Raw genomic sequence first — 19,500 nt, 5'->3', positions numbered from 1 at the left:
TGCTGAATCGGCTTGGCGCGATGGCCGCGCTCAACGCTGCGGCATGTCCTTCACCGAGTACCCCAAACTCACCGTCGCATCCTCCGGAATCGGAGGCATCGTCGCGTTCCACGCATCCCAGTTCGCCCGCATCGCAGCGAGCCGCTCGGGCTCTTTCTTGCCGAGGTTCGCGCGCTCGCGCTCATCCGCCGGAATGTTGAACAGGTACTCGTTGCCGTCGACCTTCAGGTACTTCCAGTCGCCATCGCGCATCGCCTGCTGGCCGCGGTGATTCATGCGCCAGTGCAGCGGGCGGCGGAAGCTCTGCGTCGCGTCCTTCAGCACGGGCATGAGCGACACGCCATCGAGCGGATACGCCGCATCGGCCTTCACGCCGGCCGCGTCGAGCATGGTCGCGGACCAGTCCATCGTCATGCACAGCTGCGTGCTCTCGCCGCCCTTGGCGATCACCGCGGGCCAGTGCGCGATCCATGGCACGCGGATGCCGCCTTCGGTCAGGTCCATCTTGCCGCCCACGAGCGGCCAGTTGTCCGAGAAGCGCTCGCCGCCGTTGTCGCTTGTGAACACCACGAGCGTGTTGTCGGCCATGCCGTGCTTCTCGAGCGCGGCCATGATCCAGCCGATGCCTTCGTCCATGTGATGGATCATGCGGCGGTACACGTGGATGTTGCCGCCGGCCAGGTCGAAGAGGTTGTCCTTCACGGCGGGCGCCTTCTCGGCGTCGTCGCGGGTTTCCCAGGGCCAGTGCGGGGCGGTGTAGTGCAGGCTCAGGAAGAAGGGTTGCTCCTGCTTTGCCATGCGCTCCACGTAGTCCACGGCGCGCTTCGAAAGGATGTCGGTGAGGTAGCCGTCTTCCTTCTTGTCCTCTTCTCCGAACCACAGGTCGTGCTTGCCGGTGGAGTCGCAGTGGGTGAAGTAGTCGACTCCGCCCGACATCGGCCCGAAGAATTCGTCGTACCCCGAGCGCAGCGGCCCGAAGTGCGGCGGGTAGCCCAGGTGCCACTTGCCGATGAGCGCGGTCTGGTAGCCGCCGGCCTTGAGCAGCGAGGGCAGCGTGGGGTGGTCGGTCGGCAGGCCCAGCGTGGTGCTGCCGCGGCTGCTGCTGCGGATCGGCTCTTCGGCCGCGCCGCGCAAGCGGTATTGATACCGCGCGGTGATCATCGCGAAGCGCGTGGGCGAGCACACGGGCGAGTTCGAGTAGCCCTGCGTGAGCTTCAGTCCGTTCGCGGCCAGGCCGTCGAGCACGGGCGACACGGGGCCGAACGCGGCATCGCGGCCGCCGTAGCAGCCGAGGTCGGCATAGCCGAGGTCGTCGGCGACGATGAAGATGATGTTGGGTCTGGTCATGGGCAACGAATGAGTTTTACGGCTGGTAGCCGGACTTCTGGACGACGGGCGCCCACTGCGTCTTGTACGCCTTCAGCATCGCGGCAGTTTGCGCCTGCGTGCTCACCACCGGGGTCATGCCCGAGTCCTTGAACTTGCGCTGCGTGTCCGGGTCCTGCATCACTTCGCGGATGGTCGCGGCCAGGCGCTCGACCTTGTCCTTGGGCATGGTGGCGGGCGCGAAGAAGGTGTTCCAGCCGGTGGCGGCGAGGTCCAGGCCCGCTTCCTTGAAGGTCGGGATGTTCGGCGCGAACGGCGAGCGCTTTTCGCCCGAGAGCGCCAGGATGCGCAGCTTGCCTGCGTTGTGCTGCGGCAGCACCACGTCTTCGGTGTCCACGGCAATGGGCACCTGGCCGCCGATCAGGTCGTTGAGCAACGGCGCGGAGCCGCGGTAGCCGATCACCTGCGTCTGCACCTTGGCCTTCTCGCCGACCATGAGGCCGAAGAAGTGCGGCAGGCTCCCGGTGGCGGGCACGCCGACGTTGGCCTGCTGCGGGTTGGCGCGCATCCACGCGAGCAGGTGCGGCAGTTCGCGCACGGGCAGGGTGGGCGACACGGCCAGCGCGAAGTCGTAGGCGTTGACGTGCGACACGGGCACGAAGTCGCGCTCGGCGTCGTAGTTGTTGTCCTTGAAGACCAGGGGCGCGACCACCATCACGGCCGGGTTGGCGAGCATCAGCACGTTCTGGTTGGCGGGCGTGAGCTTGACCTGCTGCGCCGCCAGGCGCCCGCCCGCGCCGGGCTTGTTGTCGACGATGACGGGCACGCCCAGCTTGGTGCCGAGCTTCTCGCCGACGATGCGCGCCACGCGGTCGGTGGCGCCGCCGGGGGCGTAGCCGACGACGATGTGCAGGGGGCTGTCGAGCGTCTGTGCGCCCACGCCGGTGGCAATGGACGTCATGAGGCCGGCCGCGGCCAGCAGGCCAGCGACGCGGCGGGTGATGGGATGGTTGGGGTTCAGCATGGTCTAGGTTCCTCCTCGATCAGTCGTTCAGTTGTGTTCAATCATTGGCTTGGAAATTCACGGCTTTCATGATGCCGGCCCAGCGTGTCGTGTCTTCGCGCATGGTCTTCAAGAGTGCTTCGCTGCCATCGGCGATGGGGTACATGCCGTTCTGCAGCAGAAGTTGCCGCACCTCGCGCGTGTTCACGGCGCGGGTGATCTCGGCGCGCAGCTTGTCGACGATGGCTGGCGGCGTCTTGAGCGGTGCGTAGTACGCGAACCATGCGGTCGCCACCACGTCCTTGTAGCCGGCCTCCACGAAGCACGGCAGGTTGGGCATGAGCGGCGAGCGCTTCTCGCCGCTGGTGGCCAGCACCTTCACGCGGCCCGAGGGCAGCATCTGCTGCGCGCCGCCGACGGTGTCGAAGTACACGGGCACGGTGCCGCCCATGAGGTCCTGCCGCGCAGGCGTGGAGCCGCGGTAGGGCACATGCACCATCTGGAGGCCGGCCGCGCGGTTGAGCATTTCGCCGAGAAAGTGCGAGGGCGTGCCCGCGCCGTAGGAACCGAAGCTCAGCTTGTCGCCCTGTGCCTTGGCCCAGGTGATGAATTCGGGGAGCGTGTTGGCGGGCACGTCCTTGTGCACGGTGAGCGCCAGTTCGAAGCGGGCCGCGTTCAGGAGCGGAACGAAGTCCTTCACCGGGTCGTACGAGAGATTGCGGTACGCGCTCGGGAACATGGTCATCATGCTGGCCGTGCCCAGCAGCAGGGTGTGGCCATCGGGCGGCGCGGTCTTCACCGCCTCGACCGCGATGCGGCCCGCCGCACCCGAGCGGTTGTCGATGATGAGCGGGCCGAGCGAATCGCGCACCTGCTGCGCGATGGCGCGGGTCAGCACATCCTGCGTGCCGCCGGCGGGCACGCCGATCAGCACCTTGATGGGTTGGCCGGGCACGAAGGCCTGCTGCGCCCGAGCCATCGGCGCGAGGGCCAGGCTGCCCAGGGCTGCGAGTGCATGGCGGCGGTCGAAGGCAAGGCGGCTGGGCATGGTCGGTTCTCCGGTTCTCTCTCGGTTGGTGGCGAACGACTTTAGAGACGCTACATTCGATTGATCTAATCAACCATCCCCCGGACTAACCCCCAGATGCCTGCTGCCGCCGCGCCCCGCCGTCCGCTGGACGACCTGCTGCTGTACCGGCTGTCGCGGCTGCTCTCGGTGGCGGGGAGCATGGTGATCCGGCTCTGCGAGGGGCGCTTCGGCATCACGCGGCGCGAATGGCGGCTGATCGCGGTGCTGGCGAGCAAGGGCGAGCTGGGTTCGTCGCAACTGGCCGAGCATGCGCAGCTGGACCGGGCGCGCACCTCGAAGGCGGTGGGCTCGCTGGTCGCCAAGCAACTGGTCTCGCGGGTCGCCAGGGCGGGAGACCGGCGGCAGGTGCAGCTGGGCCTTACCGAGGCGGGGCAGGCGCTGTACGACGAGCTCTTTCCGCTGGTGACCAAGATCAATGCCGACCTGATGGGCGCGCTGGATGCGGACGATGCGGCGCGCTTCGATGCGTCGCTGAACCTGTTGCAGGCGAAGGCCGGGCGCATGGTGGAAGAAGCCGTGCTGCCGAAGGCGGACCGGGGGCGCCGCGGTACGGGCGGCGCCAGGCCATAGGGCCGCGACGATTTCCCGCAGTTGCGCGCAGTCTGTGCGCTGACGGACCGACAGCGAGGTCACGCATGGCCAGACTGTGGCCATCCATGACCCAAGACACCCATCCCACGCTCGCCCCCGCATCGCTGCAGCAGATCGACGCCTACTGGCGCGCCGCCAACTACCTCTCGGTCGGCCAGATGTACCTGTGCGACAACCCGCTGCTCAAGCGTCCGCTCGCCCTCACGGACATCAAGCGCATGCTGCTCGGCCACTGGGGCACGACGCCGGGGCAGAACTTCATCTACGCGCACCTGAACCGCGCGATCGTCAAGTACGACCTCGACATGATCTATGTCAGCGGTCCAGGCCACGGCGGCCCCGCGGTGGTGGCCAACACCTACCTCGAAGGCAGCTACAGCGAGGTTTATCCCGACATCGGCCAGGACGAGGCCGGGCTGCAGAAGCTGTTCCTGCAGTTCTCGTTCCCCGGCGGCATTCCGAGCCACGCCTCGCCCGAATGCCCGGGCTCGATCCACGAGGGCGGCGAGCTGGGCTATTCGCTCAGCCATGCCTTCGGCGCGGTGTTCGACAACCCCGGGCTCATCGTGGCCTGCGTGGTGGGCGACGGCGAGGCCGAGACCGGCCCGCTGGCCACCGCGTGGCATTCGAACAAGTTCCTCGACCCGGTGCATGACGGCGCGGTGCTGCCGATCCTTCACCTGAACGGCTACAAGATCGCCAACCCCACGGTGCTGGCGCGCATCAGCCGCGAGGAGCTGGATCAGCTGTTGCGCGGGTACGGATGGACGCCGTGTTTCGTCGAAGGCTCCGACCCCGCGCTGATGCACGAGGCCATGGCGAAGGCGATGGATTCGGCGGTCGAGCAGATCAAGGCCTTTCAGCAGGGCGCGAGATCGGGCGGCCAGGCCGAGCGGCCGCGCTGGCCGATGATCGTGCTCGCCTCGCCCAAGGGCTGGACCGGGCCGAAGGTGGTCGACGGCAAGCAGATCGAAGGCAGCTTCCGCGCGCACCAGGTGCCGATCTCCGATCCGTCGTCGCACCCCGGTCATCTCGAGCTGCTCGAAAGCTGGATGCAGAGCTACAGGCCGCAAGAGCTGTTCGATGCGCAGGGCCGGCTGGTGCCCGAACTGGCCGCGCTCGCGCCCAAGGGCAAGCGGCGCATGGGCGCCAACCCGCATGCCAACGGCGGCGTGCTGCTGCGCGACCTGCGGATGCCTTCGTACCGCGACTACGCGGTGGAGGTGCACGCGCCCGGCGTGCGCGGCATCGGCGACACCCGCGTGCTCGGACCGTTCCTGCGCGACGTGGCGAAGCTCAACGACGCGCAGCGCAACTTTCGCGTCTTCGGGCCGGACGAGACGCTTTCGAACGGGCTGGAAGCGGTCTTCGAGGCGACGCCGCGCCAGTGGAACGCAGAGACCCTGCCCACCGACGAGTTCCTTGCGCGCACCGGCCGCGTGATGGAAATGCTCAGCGAGCACCAGTGCGAGGGCTGGCTCGAAGGCTATCTGCTCACCGGGCGGCATGGCGTCTTCAACTGCTACGAGGCCTTCATCCACATCGTCGACTCGATGTTCAACCAGCACGCCAAATGGCTGAAGGTGACCTCGAACATCCCGTGGCGCCGCAAGATCGCCTCGCTCAACTACCTGCTGGCCTCGCACGTCTGGCGGCAGGACCACAACGGCTTCACCCACCAGGACCCGGGCTTCATCGACGTGGTGGTCAACAAGAAGGCCGAGGTGGTGCGGGTCTACCTGCCGCCGGATGCCAACTGCCTGCTGTCGGTGATGGACCATTGCCTGCGCAGCCGCCACTACGTGAACGTCGTGGTCGCGGGCAAGCACCCCGCGCCGCAGTGGCTCGCGATGGACGAGGCCGCGAAGCATTGCGCCGCCGGCATCGGCATCTGGGACTGGGCGAGCAACGATGGCGACCAGGCGCCCGACGTGGTGATGGCCTGCTGCGGCGACGTGCCCACGCTGGAGACGATAGCCGCCGTGTCCATCCTGCGCACGCACCTGCCCGAGCTGAAGGTGCGCGTGGTGAACGTGGTCGACCTGATGAAGCTGCAGCCGAATACCGAGCATCCACACGGGCTGACCGACAGGGCTTTCGATGCGCTGTTCACGAAGAACAAGCCGGTGATGTTCGCCTTCCATGCCTATCCGCGGCTGGTGCACCAGCTCACCTACCGCCGTGCCAACCACGACAACATCCATGTGCATGGCTACAAGGAGGAGGGGACGATCACCACGCCTTTCGACATGACGGTGCTCAACGAGATCGACCGATTCCATCTCGCGATGGACGCCATCGACCGCCTGCCGCAGACCGGCGACAAGGGGCTCTACCTCAAGCGGCAACTGGAAGACAAGCTCGCGGCGCACAGGCAGTACATCGTGCGCTACGGCGAAGACATGCCCGAGATCCGCAATTGGATGTGGGGCAGTCCGGGCTAGCCGGGCTACCGGCCCTTTGCGAAGCGCAGCAACAGTCCGCTGCGCGGCAGGTCCCGCATGAACGGTGGCACCGACAGCGCCAGCAGCAGCGCCGCCAGCGGCACCACGCACACGAACCCCACGTACTTGAACCCGAGCGCGCCCACGATCCCGCCGAGCACGAACATGCCGATCAGCCCGGCCGCCCTGTGCATGCGGCTGCGGTCGTGGTGGACCGCGACCGCATGCGCGGTCTTGCCATTCCAGTAGAGCAGCTTGCCGATCTCCATCCCCAGGTCGGTGATGTTGCCGGTCATGTGCGTGGTGCGGATGCTGCCCCCGGAGGTCTTGGAGGCGACCGCGTTCTGCAGGCCCATGATGAAGGACAGCAGCAGCACGGTGAGCGGCACCGCGAAGGGCGTGGCCCAGGTGAGGGTCACGGCGCCCATGAGGCCGAAGGGAAGCATCAGCGCGGCCTCCAGCAGCAGCGGCAGCGCATACACGCTGTGCAGGCGGTGCTGTCGCCCCCAGTTCACCAGCACCGCGCACACGGCCGCGCCCGAGAGAAAGGCCAGCACCGCGCCCAGCGCATTGAGGAGCAGCTTGGCGTTGCCCAGCACCAGCCCATCGGCCAGTTGCGAGGCGAAGCCGGTCATGTGCGAGGTGTACATGTGCAGCACCAGAAACCCGCCCGCGTTGACCGCGCCGGCATTGAACGCCAGCAGCAGGCCCAGCGCCTTGTTGGTGGAGGGCGCACGGTGCCGGCTGGTGAGAAAGCGCAGTCTGCGCATGGGTGGATGGGGCCCTGGGGTGGAGGCGCCTATTGTCGGCCTTCGGGACCGGGTTTCCTGTTGCACGACGGGCCGGGCGCGCGGATGGCCTACGTGCGGGGCGTGGGGCGGGTGCTAGAAGTTGTTGATCGATTCAACCCACTCAGGAGCATCCCCCAATGGCAGCCTCGAAGAAATCCAAGTCCACCGCGAGCGCGTCGGCCGCCCGCTCGAAGCAGGAAGTCAAACCCGATCTCGACCAGAAGAGCCACGAGACGCAGCGCTACGGCGAAATCGTCAAGCTGCCCAACGGCCTCTCCGAGAAGGTCTGCAAGGAAAGCGTGGCGCTGCTGAACCAGTGCCTGGCCGACACCATCACCCTGCGCGACATGTACAAGAAGCACCACTGGCAGGTGGTGGGCCCGACCTTCAACCAGCTGCATCTGATGTACGACCAGCACTACGAAGGGCAGGTGCTGCTGGTGGACATCGTGGCCGAGCGCATCCAGCTCCTGGGCGGCATCGCGCTCGCGATGGCGGCCGACATCGCCGAGACCACGAAGATCGCCCGCCCGCCGCGCGGCCGCGAGCCGGCGGCGGTGCAATTGCGCCGTCTTGCCGAGGCGCACGAGCACATCATCGTGAATGCGCGCGAGGCCGCCGAGAAGGTCGACAAATCGGGCGATGCGGGCAGCAACGACGTGTTCGTGAGCAATGTGCTGCGCACCAACGAACTGCAGGTGTGGTTCCTGACCGAGCACCTGGTCGCTGCGTCGCCGGTGACGGCCTGAGCGCGTTTTCAGCGGGCGGCGCGGTCGCCTGTGCTCACCCGTGCTGTCTGGCTGCGCTCAGCCCCTTGGCGGTGACGCGCATGACCGTCGCTTGCCCCGAGTAGACGGTGCGCCCGCGTTCGTGAAGAACGGGCGGCAAGTCCGCCTCGATCAACTGCGCGGCGCGAAGCACATCGCACTTCTGGATGTCCAGCTGGTCGTGCAGTTGCATGGGCAGCCGCGCGCAGCACAACTGGCCGAGGAGTTTCATCGGCATCTATATCCCCTCGGCCGAGAGCGGCGCGCGCCCGGCATTGCCGTGGCTGGCCAGCGGCGGCAATGGTACGGGCCGGATGGGCATCAGCAGGCGTGCCCGCGTGGCGACGGCGTGGTTGTCGATATCGGTCGTCAGCGTGTCGTCGAGCAGCGGCAGCTTGCCGGCCGAAATCCGCATTTCCACCGCCCACACGATGGCGTCGTACAGGAGCGGGGGCATCGTTCGCCCGCGCAGGTACGTGCGCACGGCCTCATCGGCTGCAAGCTCGGAAGGGGTCTTCGGGGAGGGCATGGTGTTCTCCGGTCGATGGAGGCTCTGAGACCCACGCTACCCGGAAAGCGCCCGGCGCACCGTTCGCCAGCGCACGCTGGTGGCCAAGAAATAGCCTGCTTCTATGTGCGGCATCGCACAGACGCCAGGGTATCGGTCGCAGAATGATCCGAACTTTGGAATCCCCTTCCGCCATGGCATCGTCCCCGCATCCGTCTTCCCCGCGCGCAGCCGTGGCGCGCAACAGCCTGCTGGAGGTCATGCCGCCGGAGGTGCTGTCCGGCCTCATGCCGCTCCTGGAGTCGGTGCCGCTCAAGCTGGGCGAGGTGCTCTACGAATCGGGCGTGGTACAGCAATACGTTTACTTCCCGACCGACTGCATCGTCTCGCTGCTCTACGTGCTGGAGAACGGGCAATCGGCCGAGATCGCCGTCGTCGGGTTCGAGGGAATGGTGGGCGTGTCGCTGCTGATGGGCGGGGGCAGTACCCCCAACCGCGCGGTGGTGCAAAGCGCGGGCAACGCATTCCGGCTGAGCGCGAGCCACATCAAGCAGCTCACGGACAACGGCGGGCCGCTCCTGCACCTGCTCTTGCGCTACACGCAGTCGCTCATCACGCAGATGTCGCAGACGGCGGTCTGCAACCGCCACCATTCGCTGGAGCAGCAGCTGTGCCGCTGGCTGCTGCTGAGCCTGGACCGGCTGCCGGGCAACGAGCTGGTGATGACCCAGGAGCTGATCGCCAACATGCTCGGCGTGCGCCGCGAAGGCGTGACCGAAGCGGCCGGCAAGCTGCAACGGCTCAACCTCATCAAGTATTCGCGCGGCCACATCACGGTGCTGGACCGCCCGGGCCTGGAGAAGCAGGTGTGCGAGTGCTATGAGGTGGTCAAGCGCGAGACGGATCGCCTGCTGCCCCGCAAGCTGAGCACGGCCTGAGCACGGCGGCCGCGCCGCATTCGGTGCGCCTGCGCACAGACGCGCGGAGGGTGGTCGGCAACAATGCGCCCGGTTGCGCATTTCCGCGCTCGTTCTTCCCAACAGGCGGTTCCGTGACACCAGCAGACCCGCTTCGCCCCATCCTCAATCGCCTGCTCGAGGCGCTGCCGCTCGCGGACAAGGCGCACCTGCTCGAACGCTGCGACAGCGTGGAGCTGGCCACGGCGCAGATCCTGTACGAGCCGGGCGACGTCATTCATCACATCCACTTTCCGACGAGCGCGTTCGTCTCGCTGGTGTCCACCGTGGACGGCCACGACGGCCTGCAGACGGGCATGGTGGGCAACGAAGGGGCGCTGGGCTACGAGCTTTCTCTGGACGTGCAGAGCGCACCGCTCAGGGCGCTGGTGCAGGGCCCGGGCATGGCCTGGCGGCTCACTGCGCAGTCGTTCGCGCAGGAGCTCGTGCAGAACACGATGCTCAAGCGCATCCTCAACCGCTACGTGTGCGTGCTCCTGATGGAGTTCGGCCGCTCGGGCCTGTGCAACCGCTTCCACCAGATCGAGGAGCGCCTCGCGCGCTGGCTGCTGACCACGCAGGACTGCGCGCATTCGGCACAACTGGCGCTCACCCATGAGGTGCTGGGCCGCATGCTGGGTGTGCGCCGGGTCGGCATCACCAATGCCGCCACGGCGCTGCACACGCGCAAGCTCATCGACTACCGGCGGGGTGTCATCACCATCACGGACCGCGAAGGGCTGGAGAACGCGGCGTGCGATTGCTACCGGGCCAACCGGCGCAGCTACACGCATCTGATCGCGTAGCCGGCGGCTGGCGGGCGCGTTGTTTACGCGCGCAGGTCGTTCTCGCGCAGCATCACGGGCTCCATCGAGCCCTGTGCGATCCGGCGCCGCACGGCGGCATCCATCTCTTCGACATGCTGGCCGAAGGTGTCCAGGGGGTTGGCGTCTTCGGCGGTGCGGTAGTGGTAGCGCAGCACCTCCCGGCCGATGCTCGCGTTCACGGTGCGGTCCTCGACCGTCACCGAGAAGCGAACCGTCCCCGAAGCGTCATGAATGAAGGGCGCGTCGGCCATCGTTCAGCGGGCGGGAGGAACGACGACAACCGTTCCACCACCGCCACCCGTGCTGCCGGTGTTGCCCCGGGCGCCCGTCGCGCCGGTATTGCCGGTGTTACCCGTGTTGCCCTGGTTGCCGGTTTCACCGGTGGCGCCTGTATTACCGGTGCTGCCGGTATCACCCGTGGCACCTGTATTGCCGGTGTTGCCGGTATTGCCGCGAGCGCCGGTGGCGCCCGTGTAGCCGGTGCTTCCTGTATTGCCCGTGTTGCCTTGGGGGCCCATGGGGCCGGTGCAGGCACCCAGGGCGAGCAGGGCGAGGAGAGCCAGTGAAGGCATTGCGTATTTCATGGGAATTCCTTTGGGAGCGATGCGCAGAAAGACTTCCGCGTTGGGCACTCTCGCCCGCAATGAACGCCGCGTCTGTTCGCTCCCACGCTTAGGCCGGATCCGGCCGAAAGGCATATCGGACAGCGGTGATGCCGGCGGTATGCTTTCCGCGGAGCAAAACCCCCAGGGGAAGGACAAGCCGATGAGTTCCATGGAAGAAGTCTGGGCGTACCGCGAGGAGACGCTTTACCCGCAACTGTTCGGCGAGAAGCGAAGCGGCATCTACGTGCTGGACTTCGACGTCTTCTCGTCGCTCGGCGCCGAGGACATCGACCCGGCCTGGCTGCACCTGGGCGTGTTCGAGTTCGAGCCGACGCCCGCGCGCAACTCATGGCTCTACGTCACCTCGGGAGGATCGACCCCTTGGGGGACCGAGCCCGACGAATACGACCCCGAAGAATATTCATGGCTCGGCTCCGAGCTGGTCATCGAGGTGCATTCGCAGCCCGAGGACCAATGGGCCATCAAGCTCCTGCGCCGGCTGCTGGCCTTCAACGTGCTGCTCGCACACGGACGTTTCGGCGAAGACAAGCCGCTGCTCGACTACGGTGACCGGATCCCGATGGGCGACGTGATCCGCGAGAAGGGCGCCGTGGGCCTGCGCAACATCGTGCTGGCCGAGCCGAAGCACTACCCCGCCACGGCGCAACTTGCCTCGGGCAAGTTCGACTTCCTGCACGTGGTCGGCATCACCGATTCCGAGAAAGACTGGGCCAAGGCGCACAGCTCCGAAGCGCTGGTGCGCCTGCTCGAAGTGCACGGCGGTTTTCCCGTGACGGACCCGGGGCGCAAGGCCGTCGCCTGAACCCGATCAACCGCTGACGTATGCCGCGAGGTGCTTGCCTGTGAGCGTGGCGCGCGCCTTGACGAGCTCGGCCGGCGTGCCTTCGAACACGATCTTTCCGCCGTCGTGGCCCGCGCCGGGCCCGAGGTCGATGATCCAGTCCGCATGCGCCATCACCGCCTGGTGGTGCTCCACCACGATGACCGACTTGCCCGCATCGACCAGCCGGTCGAGCAGGCCGAGCAGTTGCTCGACATCGGCCAGGTGCAAGCCGGCGGTCGGCTCGTCGAGCACGTAGACGCCGCCTTTCTCGGCCATGTGCGTGGCCAGCTTGAGCCGCTGCCGCTCGCCGCCCGAGAGCGTGGTGAGCGGCTGCCCAAGGCTGAGGTAGCCGAGGCCGACATCGGCGAGCCGCGCGAGGATGGCGTGCGCGGCCGGGGTGCGTGCATCGCCTGCGCCGAAGAACTCGGTGGCCTCGGTGACGGACATGGCGAGCACTTCGCTGATGTCGCGCTTGCCGAGCTTGTGTTCCAGCACCGAGGCGTGGAAGCGCTTGCCTTCGCACTCTTCACAGACCGTGGCCACGCCGGCCATCATCGCGAGGTCCGTGTAGATGACGCCCGCGCCGTTGCACGCAGGGCACGCGCCTTCGGAGTTGGCGCTGAAGAGCGCAGGCTTCACGCCGTTGGCCTTGGCGAATGCGTTGCGGATCGGATCGAGCAGCCCGGTGTAGGTCGCAGGGTTGCTGCGCCGCGAGCCGCGGATCGAACCCTGGTCGACCGACACCACGCCCGCACCGGCAGGAATGGAGCCGTGCACGAGCGAGCTTTTGCCCGAACCCGCCACACCGGTCACGACGACGAGCACGCCGAGCGGCACGTCGACGCTCACGTTGCGCAGGTTGTGCGCTTTCGCGCCGCGGATCGGCAGCTTGCCGATGGGCGTGCGCACCTTCTTCTTGAGCGTGGCGCGGTCGTCCAGGTGCCGGCCGGTGAGGGTGGTGCTGGCGCGCAGTTCGTCGACCGTGCCCTCGAAGCAGATGGTGCCGCCTGCCGAGCCCGCGCCGGGCCCGAGGTCCACGACGTGGTCCGCGATGGCGATGGCCTCGGGCTTGTGCTCCACCACGAGCACGGTGTTGCCCTTGTCGCGCAGCCGCAGCAAGAGGCCGTTCATGCGCTGGATGTCGTGCGGGTGCAGGCCGATGGTGGGCTCGTCGAAGACGTAGGTCACGTCGGTGAGCGAGGAGCCCAGGTGCCGGATCATCTTCGTGCGCTGCGCCTCGCCGCCCGAGAGCGTGCCCGAGGGGCGGTCGAGGCTCAGGTACCCGAGGCCGATTTCCACGAACGAGTCGAGCGTGTGCGCGAGCTTCTCGAGCAGCGGCGCGACCGAGGGTTCGTCCAGGCCCCGCACCCATTCGGCGAGGTCGCTGATCTGCATCGCGCAGGCATCGGCGATGTTGATCTTCTTGATCTTCGATGAGCGTGCGCCTTCGCTCAGCCGCGTGCCGTTGCATTCGGGGCAGGTGCTGAAGGTGACCGCGCGTTCCACGAAGGCGCGGATGTGCGGCTGCATCGCATCGAGGTCCTTCGCGAGAAAGGACTTCTGTACCTGCGGAATCAGGCCCTGGTAGGTGAGGTTGATGCCGTCGACCTTGATCTTGGTCGGCTCCATGCGCAGCAGGGCGTCGAGCTCCTTCTTCGTGAACTTGCGGATCGGCTTGTCGGGGTCGAAGAAGCCGCAGCCGTTGAAGATGCGGCCGTACCATCCCTCCATGCTGAAGCCCGGAATGGTGAGCGCGCCTTCGTTGAGCGACTTGCTGTCGTCGTAGAACGCGGTGAGGTCGAAGTCCGTCACGGCGCCCCGGCCCTCGCAGCGCGGGCACATGCCGCCGGTGCGGTTGAAGGTCTGCTTCACCGTCTTGCTCGCGCCGCGCTCCACGATGATGGCGCCGGTCGCCTTCACCGAGGGCACGTTGAAGGCGAAGGCGCCGGGCGAGCCGATGTGCGGCTTGCCGAGGCGACTGAAGAGAATGCGCAGCATCGCGTTGGCATCGGTCGCGGTGCCGACGGTGGAGCGCGGATCGCCGCCCATGCGCTCCTGGTCCACGATGATCGCGGTCGTGAGGCCGTCGAGCACATCGACCTCGGGTCGCGCAAGGGTGGGCATGAAGCCCTGCACGAAGGCGCTGTAGGTCTCGTTGATGAGCCGCTGCGATTCCGCGGCGATGGTGCCGAAGACCAGGGAGCTCTTGCCCGAGCCGGAGACGCCGGTGAACACCGTGAGCCGGCGCTTGGGAAGCTCGACGCTGATGTCCTTGAGGTTGTTCACGCGCGCGCCTTGCACGCGGATCATGTCGTGGTGGTCGGCGGCGTGGGGGGTGTTCTTCGGCGTGTCCTTCTTCGGAGCTTTGCTCATCAGGTCTCCATCGTTTTCTTGTTGGGTGGGTCAGCGCAGTTGCTGGATGCGGATCATGTTGCCCGCCGGGTCGCGCACCGCGCAGTCGCGCACGCCGTAGGGCTGGTCGGTCGGCTCCTCGACGATCTCGGCCTTGCCGGCCTGCAGTTTCGCGAAGGCGCCGTCGAGGTCCTTGGTGGCCAGGAGAATCGTCGCGTAGGTGCCCTTGGCCATCATCTCGGCGATGGTGCGGCGCTCGTCGGCGGTGATGCCGGGCGTGGCGGTCGGCGGATACAGCACGATGGAGATCGCGGGCTGGCCCACGGGGCCGACCGTGATCCAGCGCATGCCCTCGTAGCCGACGTCGTTGCGCACCTCGAAGCCGAGGGTGTCGCGGTAGAAGGCGAGGGAGGTCTCCGGATCGGTGTGCGGAAGGAAGCTCGAGTGGATGGTGATGTTCATGGCAGTGGTTCTAGGTAGGTTGGGGCGCCGATGCTAGTTGCGGGTCGGGTTCCGGCGCTTCTCGATTCCTGATCGGTCGCGTCACCTGCCGGGCCACACACGACGGAATGCCCTCGGTCGCGTTCGCGTCCTGCCGCCGGTAGACGCCGGGCGGCACACCCACCAGCTCGGTGAAGCGGGTGGTGAAGGTGCCCAGCGAGCCGCAGCCGACCGAAAAGCACACCTCGGTCACGCTCATGTCGCCGCGCCGCAGCAGCGCCATCGCGCGCTCGACGCGCCGCGTCATGAGATAGGAGTAGGGCGGCTCGCCATAGGCGATGCGGAACTGGCGGCTCAGGTGGCCGGCCGACATGCCCGCGTCGCGCGCGAGCGTCTCCACGTCCAGCGGCTGCGCGTAGTCGCGGTCGATGCGGTCGCGTACGCGGCGCAGCCTGGCAAGATCGCGCAGGTGCTGCGCTTCGGTGGGTCTGCTGGTCATCCGCGGGATCGTGCCATGGCGCACCGAAGTGCTCAAGCCGGCCCCGCGCTGCGCGGGGTTGTTGTCAGGCCGCGGCCGGGCCCTGGACTTGCGTTGCCGCGGTCATCGCCGGATCGGCCTCGACGCGCATCTTCGGCAGGTGCTGCGGATACTCGCGCTGCATGAAGTCGATGAGCCCTTCGCGCACGCTGCAGCGCAGGTCGAAGGCCAGGCCCGAGGTGGCGGCGGTGCACAGCACGCGGACCTGCATCGTGCGCTCGGTGGCGTCGGTCACGCGCAGGTTGAAGAAGCGGCCGTCCCACTCGGGCGCGGCCTTCACGATGCGCTCGGCCTCCGCGCGCAGCGGCGCGAGCGGCATGCCGTAGTCGACGTAGATGAACACCGAGCCGAGCAGCTGCGCCGAGTGGCGCGTCCAGTTCTGGAACGGCTTCTCGATGAAATAAGTGAGCGGCAGGATCAGGCGCCGGTCGTCCCAGATGCGCACCACCACGAAGGTGCCGGTGATCTCTTCCACGCGGCCCCATTCGCCCTCGACCACCAGCACGTCGTCGATGCGGATCGGCTGCGCCAGCGCGATCTGCAGGCCCGCAATGAGGTTGCTGAAGACCGGCTTGGCCGCAAGGCCGGCCACGATGCCGATCACCCCGGCCGAGGCCAGGAGGCTCGCGCCGACCTGGCGCGCGCCCGGAAAGGTCATGAGCATCATCGCGCCGCCGGCCACGATGACCACCGACATGGCGGTGCGCGCGAGCACGCGGGTTTGCGTGAGCACGCGGCGCGCCTGCAGGTTGTCGGCCACGTCGGAAGGGTGCTGCGCCAGCACGCCGTCGGCGAAACCGCTGATGGCGCGCACGATGAGCCAGGTGGTCGCGGCGATGAGCAGCAGGCCGTTCAGATGCCGCACGCTGGCGATAAAGCGCAGGTCGTCGGGCGCGGCCTGGAAGATCAGCAGCAACGCCACCAGCGGCAGCACCAGCCGCGCGGGCGACTGGCAGTTGACGACCATCGCATGCACCGCGGGTGCAGGCCGCGTGATGCGCCCGAGAACGAGCCCGCCGATGCGGTGGACCAGAAGAGCGAGCGGGACGGCGATGAGGACGGCAAGCCAGGTGCCGAACCAGGGGTGGGCAAGAATCTCTCGGGTCATCAGGCGGGGGTGGTCGCTGTTTCTGTTGTCTCGTTCAGGTGTTGAAGAATGCGCGCCGCGTCGTCGCGCAGCTGCGTGGAAAGAGCCGTCGCCAGGTCCAGGCGCCGCAGCAGCCAGGGGCTGATGTCGTTGTCGAACGGATCGGGCAGCGGGATTGGGCCGCCCACGGCGGTCGAGCCCAGGCTCTCGGGTTGAGAGGGGCCGGTGGTCGGAGTAGTTCCGATGGCGGCCTCGATGCGCTGCGCGGTGCGTGCGAGCGGGCCCTCGACCTCGCCCGGCGTGAGGCGGTCGCGCCGTAGCACCAGCATCGATTTCACGGCGCTCAGCTGCGCGAGCATCTGGTAGCTGTGGGCCTGCAGGTGTTCGAGCGGCTCGAGCGGCGGCTGCACCGCGCGCGGCTCGGACAGCGCGCGCTGGGTGGCCTGCACGAGCGCCGAGAGGCTGTCGAAGGCCTCGCGGCGGGCGAGCCGCCATTCGAGCTCGGGGCTGCTGTCGATGGCCTGCAGTTGGCCGAGGCCCAGCGCGAGCCGGGCATGCCGCGCCTGCGCGGTGAGCACGCGCGCCACCAGCGCCGGGATCTGCGTGCGCTCCCACGAGGGCAGCACATAGCAGAAGCCCCAGGCGAGCGCGGCGCCGATGAGCGTGTCGGCGATGCGCTCGAAGAGCGCGAAGATGGGCGCGGTGCCGGTGTTCAGCATGTGCGCCTGCACGAGGCCCAGCACCGTGGCGGCCACCGCGGTGATGAGGTAGCGCCGCACCGCGAAGCTGTGGGCAATGGCTTGCGCCACGGTCACGATGACCAGCAGCCACAGCGCCGAAGGGTGCGCCGAGAGCAGCCCCACCGCGAGCACGCAGCCCAGCAGCGTGCCGGCCACGCGGGCGTTGCGCCGCTCCAGCGTCTGCGAGAGGCTGCCGCGCAGCACCACCACGATGGTCAGGAGGATCCAGTAGTCGTGCGAGCCCCAGGGCATCGACACCGCGATGGCGTAGCCGGCCGCGATGGCGAGCGCCGCGCGGATCGCGTGGCGCAGCGGCGGCTGGTCCCAGCGCCACAGCGTGAAGAAGGGGCGCCACGACCAGTCGGTCGGACTCACGAAAAGCTGCCAGTTGGCGCGCACCACGGCCAGGTTGGGCTCGGCATCGCCGCGCGCCATGGCCGAGAGGCGCAGCACCTCGTCGTTGATGTGGCCGATGCGGCTGGCAAGGCCGCGCGCGAGCATCGCGGCCGTGGGGCCCGGCTGGCCGTGGTGGTGCTCGTCGTCCGCCGAGACATGGATGGCCGCAAGGCGCGGGCGGCGGTCGGTCACCGGGTCGGGGTGGCGGCGCAGCATGAGCGCGTCCGCGAGGGCGACGGTTTCGTCGGAAAGCTCTTCGAGCACGCGGCGCATTTCCATCAGCGCGTCGGCATGGGCCGGGTGGGCCAGGAGCGCTTCGAGGTCGAGCTCGCTCGCGAGGAGTTGGTCGCGCATCTCCAGCACGATCACCAGCATGGCCGCCAGGCGCTGGCGGCGCGGCGTGCGGGGCGATTCGAGCACGATGTCGCGCGTGGCCTGCAGCTGGTCGGCCAGCGCGGCCTGTTCGCGCAGCAGCTGGCCCAGCACCGGGGCGGGGGTGTCGCGGATGTCGCGTGTCTCGTCCTGCGGGGTGAACTGGCCGGCCTCGGTGCGCATCAGCGCGGCCAGCGAATACAGCACGTCGGCCACCGACTGGGTGCGAAAGCGCCCGTTGAGCACGAGGTTGGCGAGCGTCGCCCAGATCACGTAGAGGCCAGCGCCCAGCCCGAAGTGCCAGGTGCGCAGCACGGCCTCGGCCATGTCCACTGGTGCGGGCGTGGCCATCGAGAAGACCATCGAGAACATCACCGCGATGGCGATCGGAATGCCGCGCTTGCCCCAGGCCATGGCCAGGAAGGCCATGAAGGTGGCCGGCACCAGCAGGAGCCCGAGGCGGATCGGCGCGCTGTGCAGCATCTGCACAGCGAAGAAGAGCGGCAGGCCGATGAGCGGTGCCGGCAGCATCTGGAAGAACTTGCCGCGGCGCGGGCCGGGCAGGTCGGGCGGCGCGGTGACGATCACGCCGGTGGCCGCGGCCGATGCGGCGATGGTGCCGAGCCAGAGGTGTACGCCGCCCGAGATGAACAGCAGGCCCAGCGCGACCGTGAGGCCGCTGGCCACGTAGTGGCTCAGCGCGATGCGCAGCGCGGCTCGGATGCGGTCGGCGGCGCGGGGGCCGAACATCACTTGGCGGAAGCGTCGCCCTCGGAGGGGCTGGAAGGGGCCTCGCGGCGGATGCGCGTGAGCTTGCGCTGCACGGGCTTGGCGGCCACGGCAGGCGCTTCGCCCTCGGCCGCTTCGTCGGCGAAATCGACCACCGTGCTGCGGGCGTAGAGGTCGACCGAAGCGTCGTCGGCGTTCGACTTGGTCGAGGCCGACACGGCGCGCACGCGGTCGCTGGCGCGCAGCTTGTCGTCCACGTTGGCGAACTTCGAGTACTTGGCGAGCAGCGGCACGATCTGGCCGTAGATGCGCGGGGCGCCGGCGAGGCACTCGCGCTGCTCGAGGAAGTCGGGCTCGCCCGTGAAGTTGCCGATGAGGCCGCCGGCCTCGGTGACCAGCAGCGAACCCGCGGCCACATCCCAGGGGTTCAGGCCCGTCTCGAAGAAGGCGTCGGTGAAGCCGGCCGCCACGTAGGCCAGGTCGAGCGCGGCGGCGCCGGGGCGGCGCAGGCCCGCCATGCGGGGCATCATGTCCGCCATGATGGCCAGGTACTGCTTGAAGTTGTCGCCGGTGCGGAACGGGAAGCCCGTGGACACCAGGCACTCGGAGAGGCGGGTGCGCTTGGAGACGCGGATGCGCCGGTCGTTCATGTAGGCGCCGCGGCCCTTGGTGGCGGTGAAGAGGTCGTTGCGGCTCGGGTCGTAGATGACCGCCTGCTCGATCTTGCCGCGCACCGACAGCGCGATCGACACGCAATAGACCGGGAAGCCGTGGATGAAATTGGTGGTGCCGTCGAGCGGATCGATGATCCAGACGTAATCGGAGTCTTTTGCACCGTATTCGGTGCCCGATTCTTCGGCCAGGATGCCGTGCCCCGGGTATGCGCCAAGCAGCGTTTCGATGATGGCTTTCTCGCTGGCGTGATCGACTTCGGTGACGAAGTCGTTGACCTGCTTTTGCGAGATGCGCACGGACTCGACGTCGAGGGCGGCGCGGTTGATGATGGCGCCGGCGGCGCGTGCGGCCTTGACGGCCACATTGAGCATGGGATGCAGGTTGGGGGACGACATTCTGGATTGTGAGAAGAACGGTG

Annotated in this window: 20 protein-coding genes; 6 read left to right on the top strand and 14 right to left on the bottom strand. The window is 67.9% G+C overall.

What is annotated here, in order from left to right:
* Positions 1-30: 30 nt before the first annotated feature.
* Genes GNX71_RS22355 through GNX71_RS22345 form a run of 3 tightly spaced genes read right to left on the bottom strand, consistent with a single transcriptional unit; the run spans position 31 to position 3,377 of the window.
* Positions 31-1,347 (bottom strand): sulfatase-like hydrolase/transferase, encoded by a 1,317-nt coding sequence (locus tag GNX71_RS22355; protein ID WP_206174448.1) that lies wholly within the window; start codon positions 1,345-1,347, stop codon positions 31-33.
* Positions 1,348-1,363: 16 nt separating this feature from the next.
* Positions 1,364-2,350, bottom strand: a complete 987-nt coding sequence (locus tag GNX71_RS22350; RefSeq protein ID WP_206174447.1) for a Bug family tripartite tricarboxylate transporter substrate binding protein — start codon at positions 2,348-2,350, stop codon at positions 1,364-1,366.
* 37 nt (positions 2,351-2,387) lie between these two features.
* Positions 2,388-3,377, bottom strand: a complete 990-nt coding sequence (locus tag GNX71_RS22345; RefSeq protein WP_206174446.1) for a tripartite tricarboxylate transporter substrate binding protein — start codon at positions 3,375-3,377, stop codon at positions 2,388-2,390.
* A 96-nt stretch (positions 3,378-3,473) separates the two neighbouring features.
* Between GNX71_RS22345 and GNX71_RS22340 the strand changes: the two genes are divergently transcribed.
* Both GNX71_RS22340 and GNX71_RS22335 read left to right on the top strand, forming a co-directional pair.
* Entirely contained in the window at positions 3,474-3,989 is a 516-nt protein-coding gene (locus GNX71_RS22340; RefSeq protein ID WP_206174445.1) for a MarR family transcriptional regulator, read from the top strand.
* 86 nt (positions 3,990-4,075) lie between these two features.
* Positions 4,076-6,454 carry a phosphoketolase family protein gene (locus tag GNX71_RS22335; RefSeq protein WP_241027019.1) on the top strand — a complete coding sequence of 793 codons (2,379 nt, stop codon included), beginning with the start codon at positions 4,076-4,078 and terminating at the stop codon, positions 6,452-6,454.
* Positions 6,455-6,459: 5 nt separating this feature from the next.
* Here GNX71_RS22335 and GNX71_RS22330 read toward each other — a convergent pair whose 3' ends face one another.
* Positions 6,460-7,224, bottom strand: a complete 765-nt coding sequence (locus GNX71_RS22330) for a YoaK family protein (protein ID WP_206174443.1) — start codon at positions 7,222-7,224, stop codon at positions 6,460-6,462.
* A gap of 158 nt (positions 7,225-7,382) precedes the next feature.
* Between GNX71_RS22330 and GNX71_RS22325 the strand changes: the two genes are divergently transcribed.
* Positions 7,383-7,994 carry a DNA starvation/stationary phase protection protein gene (locus GNX71_RS22325; protein ID WP_206174442.1) on the top strand — a complete coding sequence of 204 codons (612 nt, stop codon included), beginning with the start codon at positions 7,383-7,385 and terminating at the stop codon, positions 7,992-7,994.
* Positions 7,995-8,028: 34 nt separating this feature from the next.
* On the opposite strand, the gene GNX71_RS22320 is transcribed toward GNX71_RS22325, so the two are convergent.
* Positions 8,029-8,250, bottom strand: coding sequence for a hypothetical protein (locus GNX71_RS22320; protein ID WP_206174441.1), 222 nt, complete (start codon positions 8,248-8,250; stop codon positions 8,029-8,031).
* A complete protein-coding gene (locus tag GNX71_RS22315; protein WP_206174440.1) occupies positions 8,251-8,541 on the bottom strand; it encodes a hypothetical protein in 291 nt (96 codons plus the stop codon). It abuts the gene before it with no gap.
* A 173-nt stretch (positions 8,542-8,714) separates the two neighbouring features.
* Here GNX71_RS22315 and GNX71_RS22310 point away from each other — a divergent pair, with 173 nt between their 5' ends.
* Both GNX71_RS22310 and GNX71_RS22305 read left to right on the top strand, forming a co-directional pair.
* Positions 8,715-9,458 (top strand): Crp/Fnr family transcriptional regulator, encoded by a 744-nt coding sequence (locus tag GNX71_RS22310; RefSeq protein ID WP_206174439.1) that lies wholly within the window; start codon positions 8,715-8,717, stop codon positions 9,456-9,458.
* Positions 9,459-9,571: 113 nt separating this feature from the next.
* Positions 9,572-10,282 (top strand): Crp/Fnr family transcriptional regulator, encoded by a 711-nt coding sequence (locus GNX71_RS22305; RefSeq protein WP_206174438.1) that lies wholly within the window; start codon positions 9,572-9,574, stop codon positions 10,280-10,282.
* A gap of 23 nt (positions 10,283-10,305) precedes the next feature.
* Here GNX71_RS22305 and GNX71_RS22300 read toward each other — a convergent pair whose 3' ends face one another.
* Both GNX71_RS22300 and GNX71_RS22295 read right to left on the bottom strand, forming a co-directional pair.
* A complete protein-coding gene (locus tag GNX71_RS22300) occupies positions 10,306-10,554 on the bottom strand; it encodes a DUF1488 family protein (RefSeq protein ID WP_206174437.1) in 249 nt (82 codons plus the stop codon).
* Between the two features lie 3 nt (positions 10,555-10,557).
* A complete protein-coding gene (locus GNX71_RS22295) occupies positions 10,558-10,887 on the bottom strand; it encodes a collagen-like protein (protein ID WP_206174436.1) in 330 nt (109 codons plus the stop codon).
* Positions 10,888-11,068: 181 nt separating this feature from the next.
* Between GNX71_RS22295 and GNX71_RS22290 the strand changes: the two genes are divergently transcribed.
* The gene (locus GNX71_RS22290; protein WP_206174435.1) at positions 11,069-11,731 is read left to right on the top strand and encodes a suppressor of fused domain protein; all 663 of its coding nucleotides are present in this window, start codon (positions 11,069-11,071) and stop codon (positions 11,729-11,731) included.
* Positions 11,732-11,737: 6 nt separating this feature from the next.
* On the opposite strand, the gene GNX71_RS22285 is transcribed toward GNX71_RS22290, so the two are convergent.
* From GNX71_RS22285 to GNX71_RS22260, 6 genes are all read right to left on the bottom strand, one after another.
* Positions 11,738-14,125 carry an excinuclease ABC subunit UvrA gene (locus GNX71_RS22285; protein WP_206174434.1) on the bottom strand — a complete coding sequence of 796 codons (2,388 nt, stop codon included), beginning with the start codon at positions 14,123-14,125 and terminating at the stop codon, positions 11,738-11,740.
* A 30-nt stretch (positions 14,126-14,155) separates the two neighbouring features.
* Complete coding sequence (locus GNX71_RS22280) at positions 14,156-14,566, bottom strand: VOC family protein (protein WP_206174433.1); 411 nt, start codon at positions 14,564-14,566, stop codon at positions 14,156-14,158.
* Positions 14,567-14,576: 10 nt separating this feature from the next.
* Positions 14,577-15,044 (bottom strand): helix-turn-helix transcriptional regulator, encoded by a 468-nt coding sequence (locus GNX71_RS22275; protein WP_206174432.1) that lies wholly within the window; start codon positions 15,042-15,044, stop codon positions 14,577-14,579.
* A 64-nt stretch (positions 15,045-15,108) separates the two neighbouring features.
* Positions 15,109-16,191, bottom strand: coding sequence for a mechanosensitive ion channel domain-containing protein (locus GNX71_RS22270; RefSeq protein WP_206174431.1), 1,083 nt, complete (start codon positions 16,189-16,191; stop codon positions 15,109-15,111).
* On the bottom strand, positions 16,191-18,428 hold the full coding sequence (locus GNX71_RS22265) for an FUSC family membrane protein (protein WP_206174430.1): 2,238 nt from the start codon (positions 18,426-18,428) through the stop codon (positions 16,191-16,193). The genes GNX71_RS22270 and GNX71_RS22265 overlap by 1 nt, the downstream gene beginning before the upstream one ends.
* Positions 18,428-19,477: an inositol monophosphatase family protein gene (locus GNX71_RS22260; RefSeq protein ID WP_206174429.1), complete on the bottom strand. Its 1,050-nt coding sequence runs from the start codon at positions 19,475-19,477 to the stop codon at positions 18,428-18,430. Before GNX71_RS22260 ends, GNX71_RS22265 begins: the two co-directional genes overlap by 1 nt.
* Positions 19,478-19,500: the final 23 nt, after the last annotated feature.

Source organism: Variovorax sp. RKNM96, assembly GCF_017161115.1.
Taxonomy (GTDB): Bacteria; Pseudomonadota; Gammaproteobacteria; order Burkholderiales; family Burkholderiaceae_C; genus Variovorax.
The sequence above is the reverse complement of the archived record's forward strand: the minus strand, read 5'-3'. Positions and strand labels throughout refer to the sequence as shown.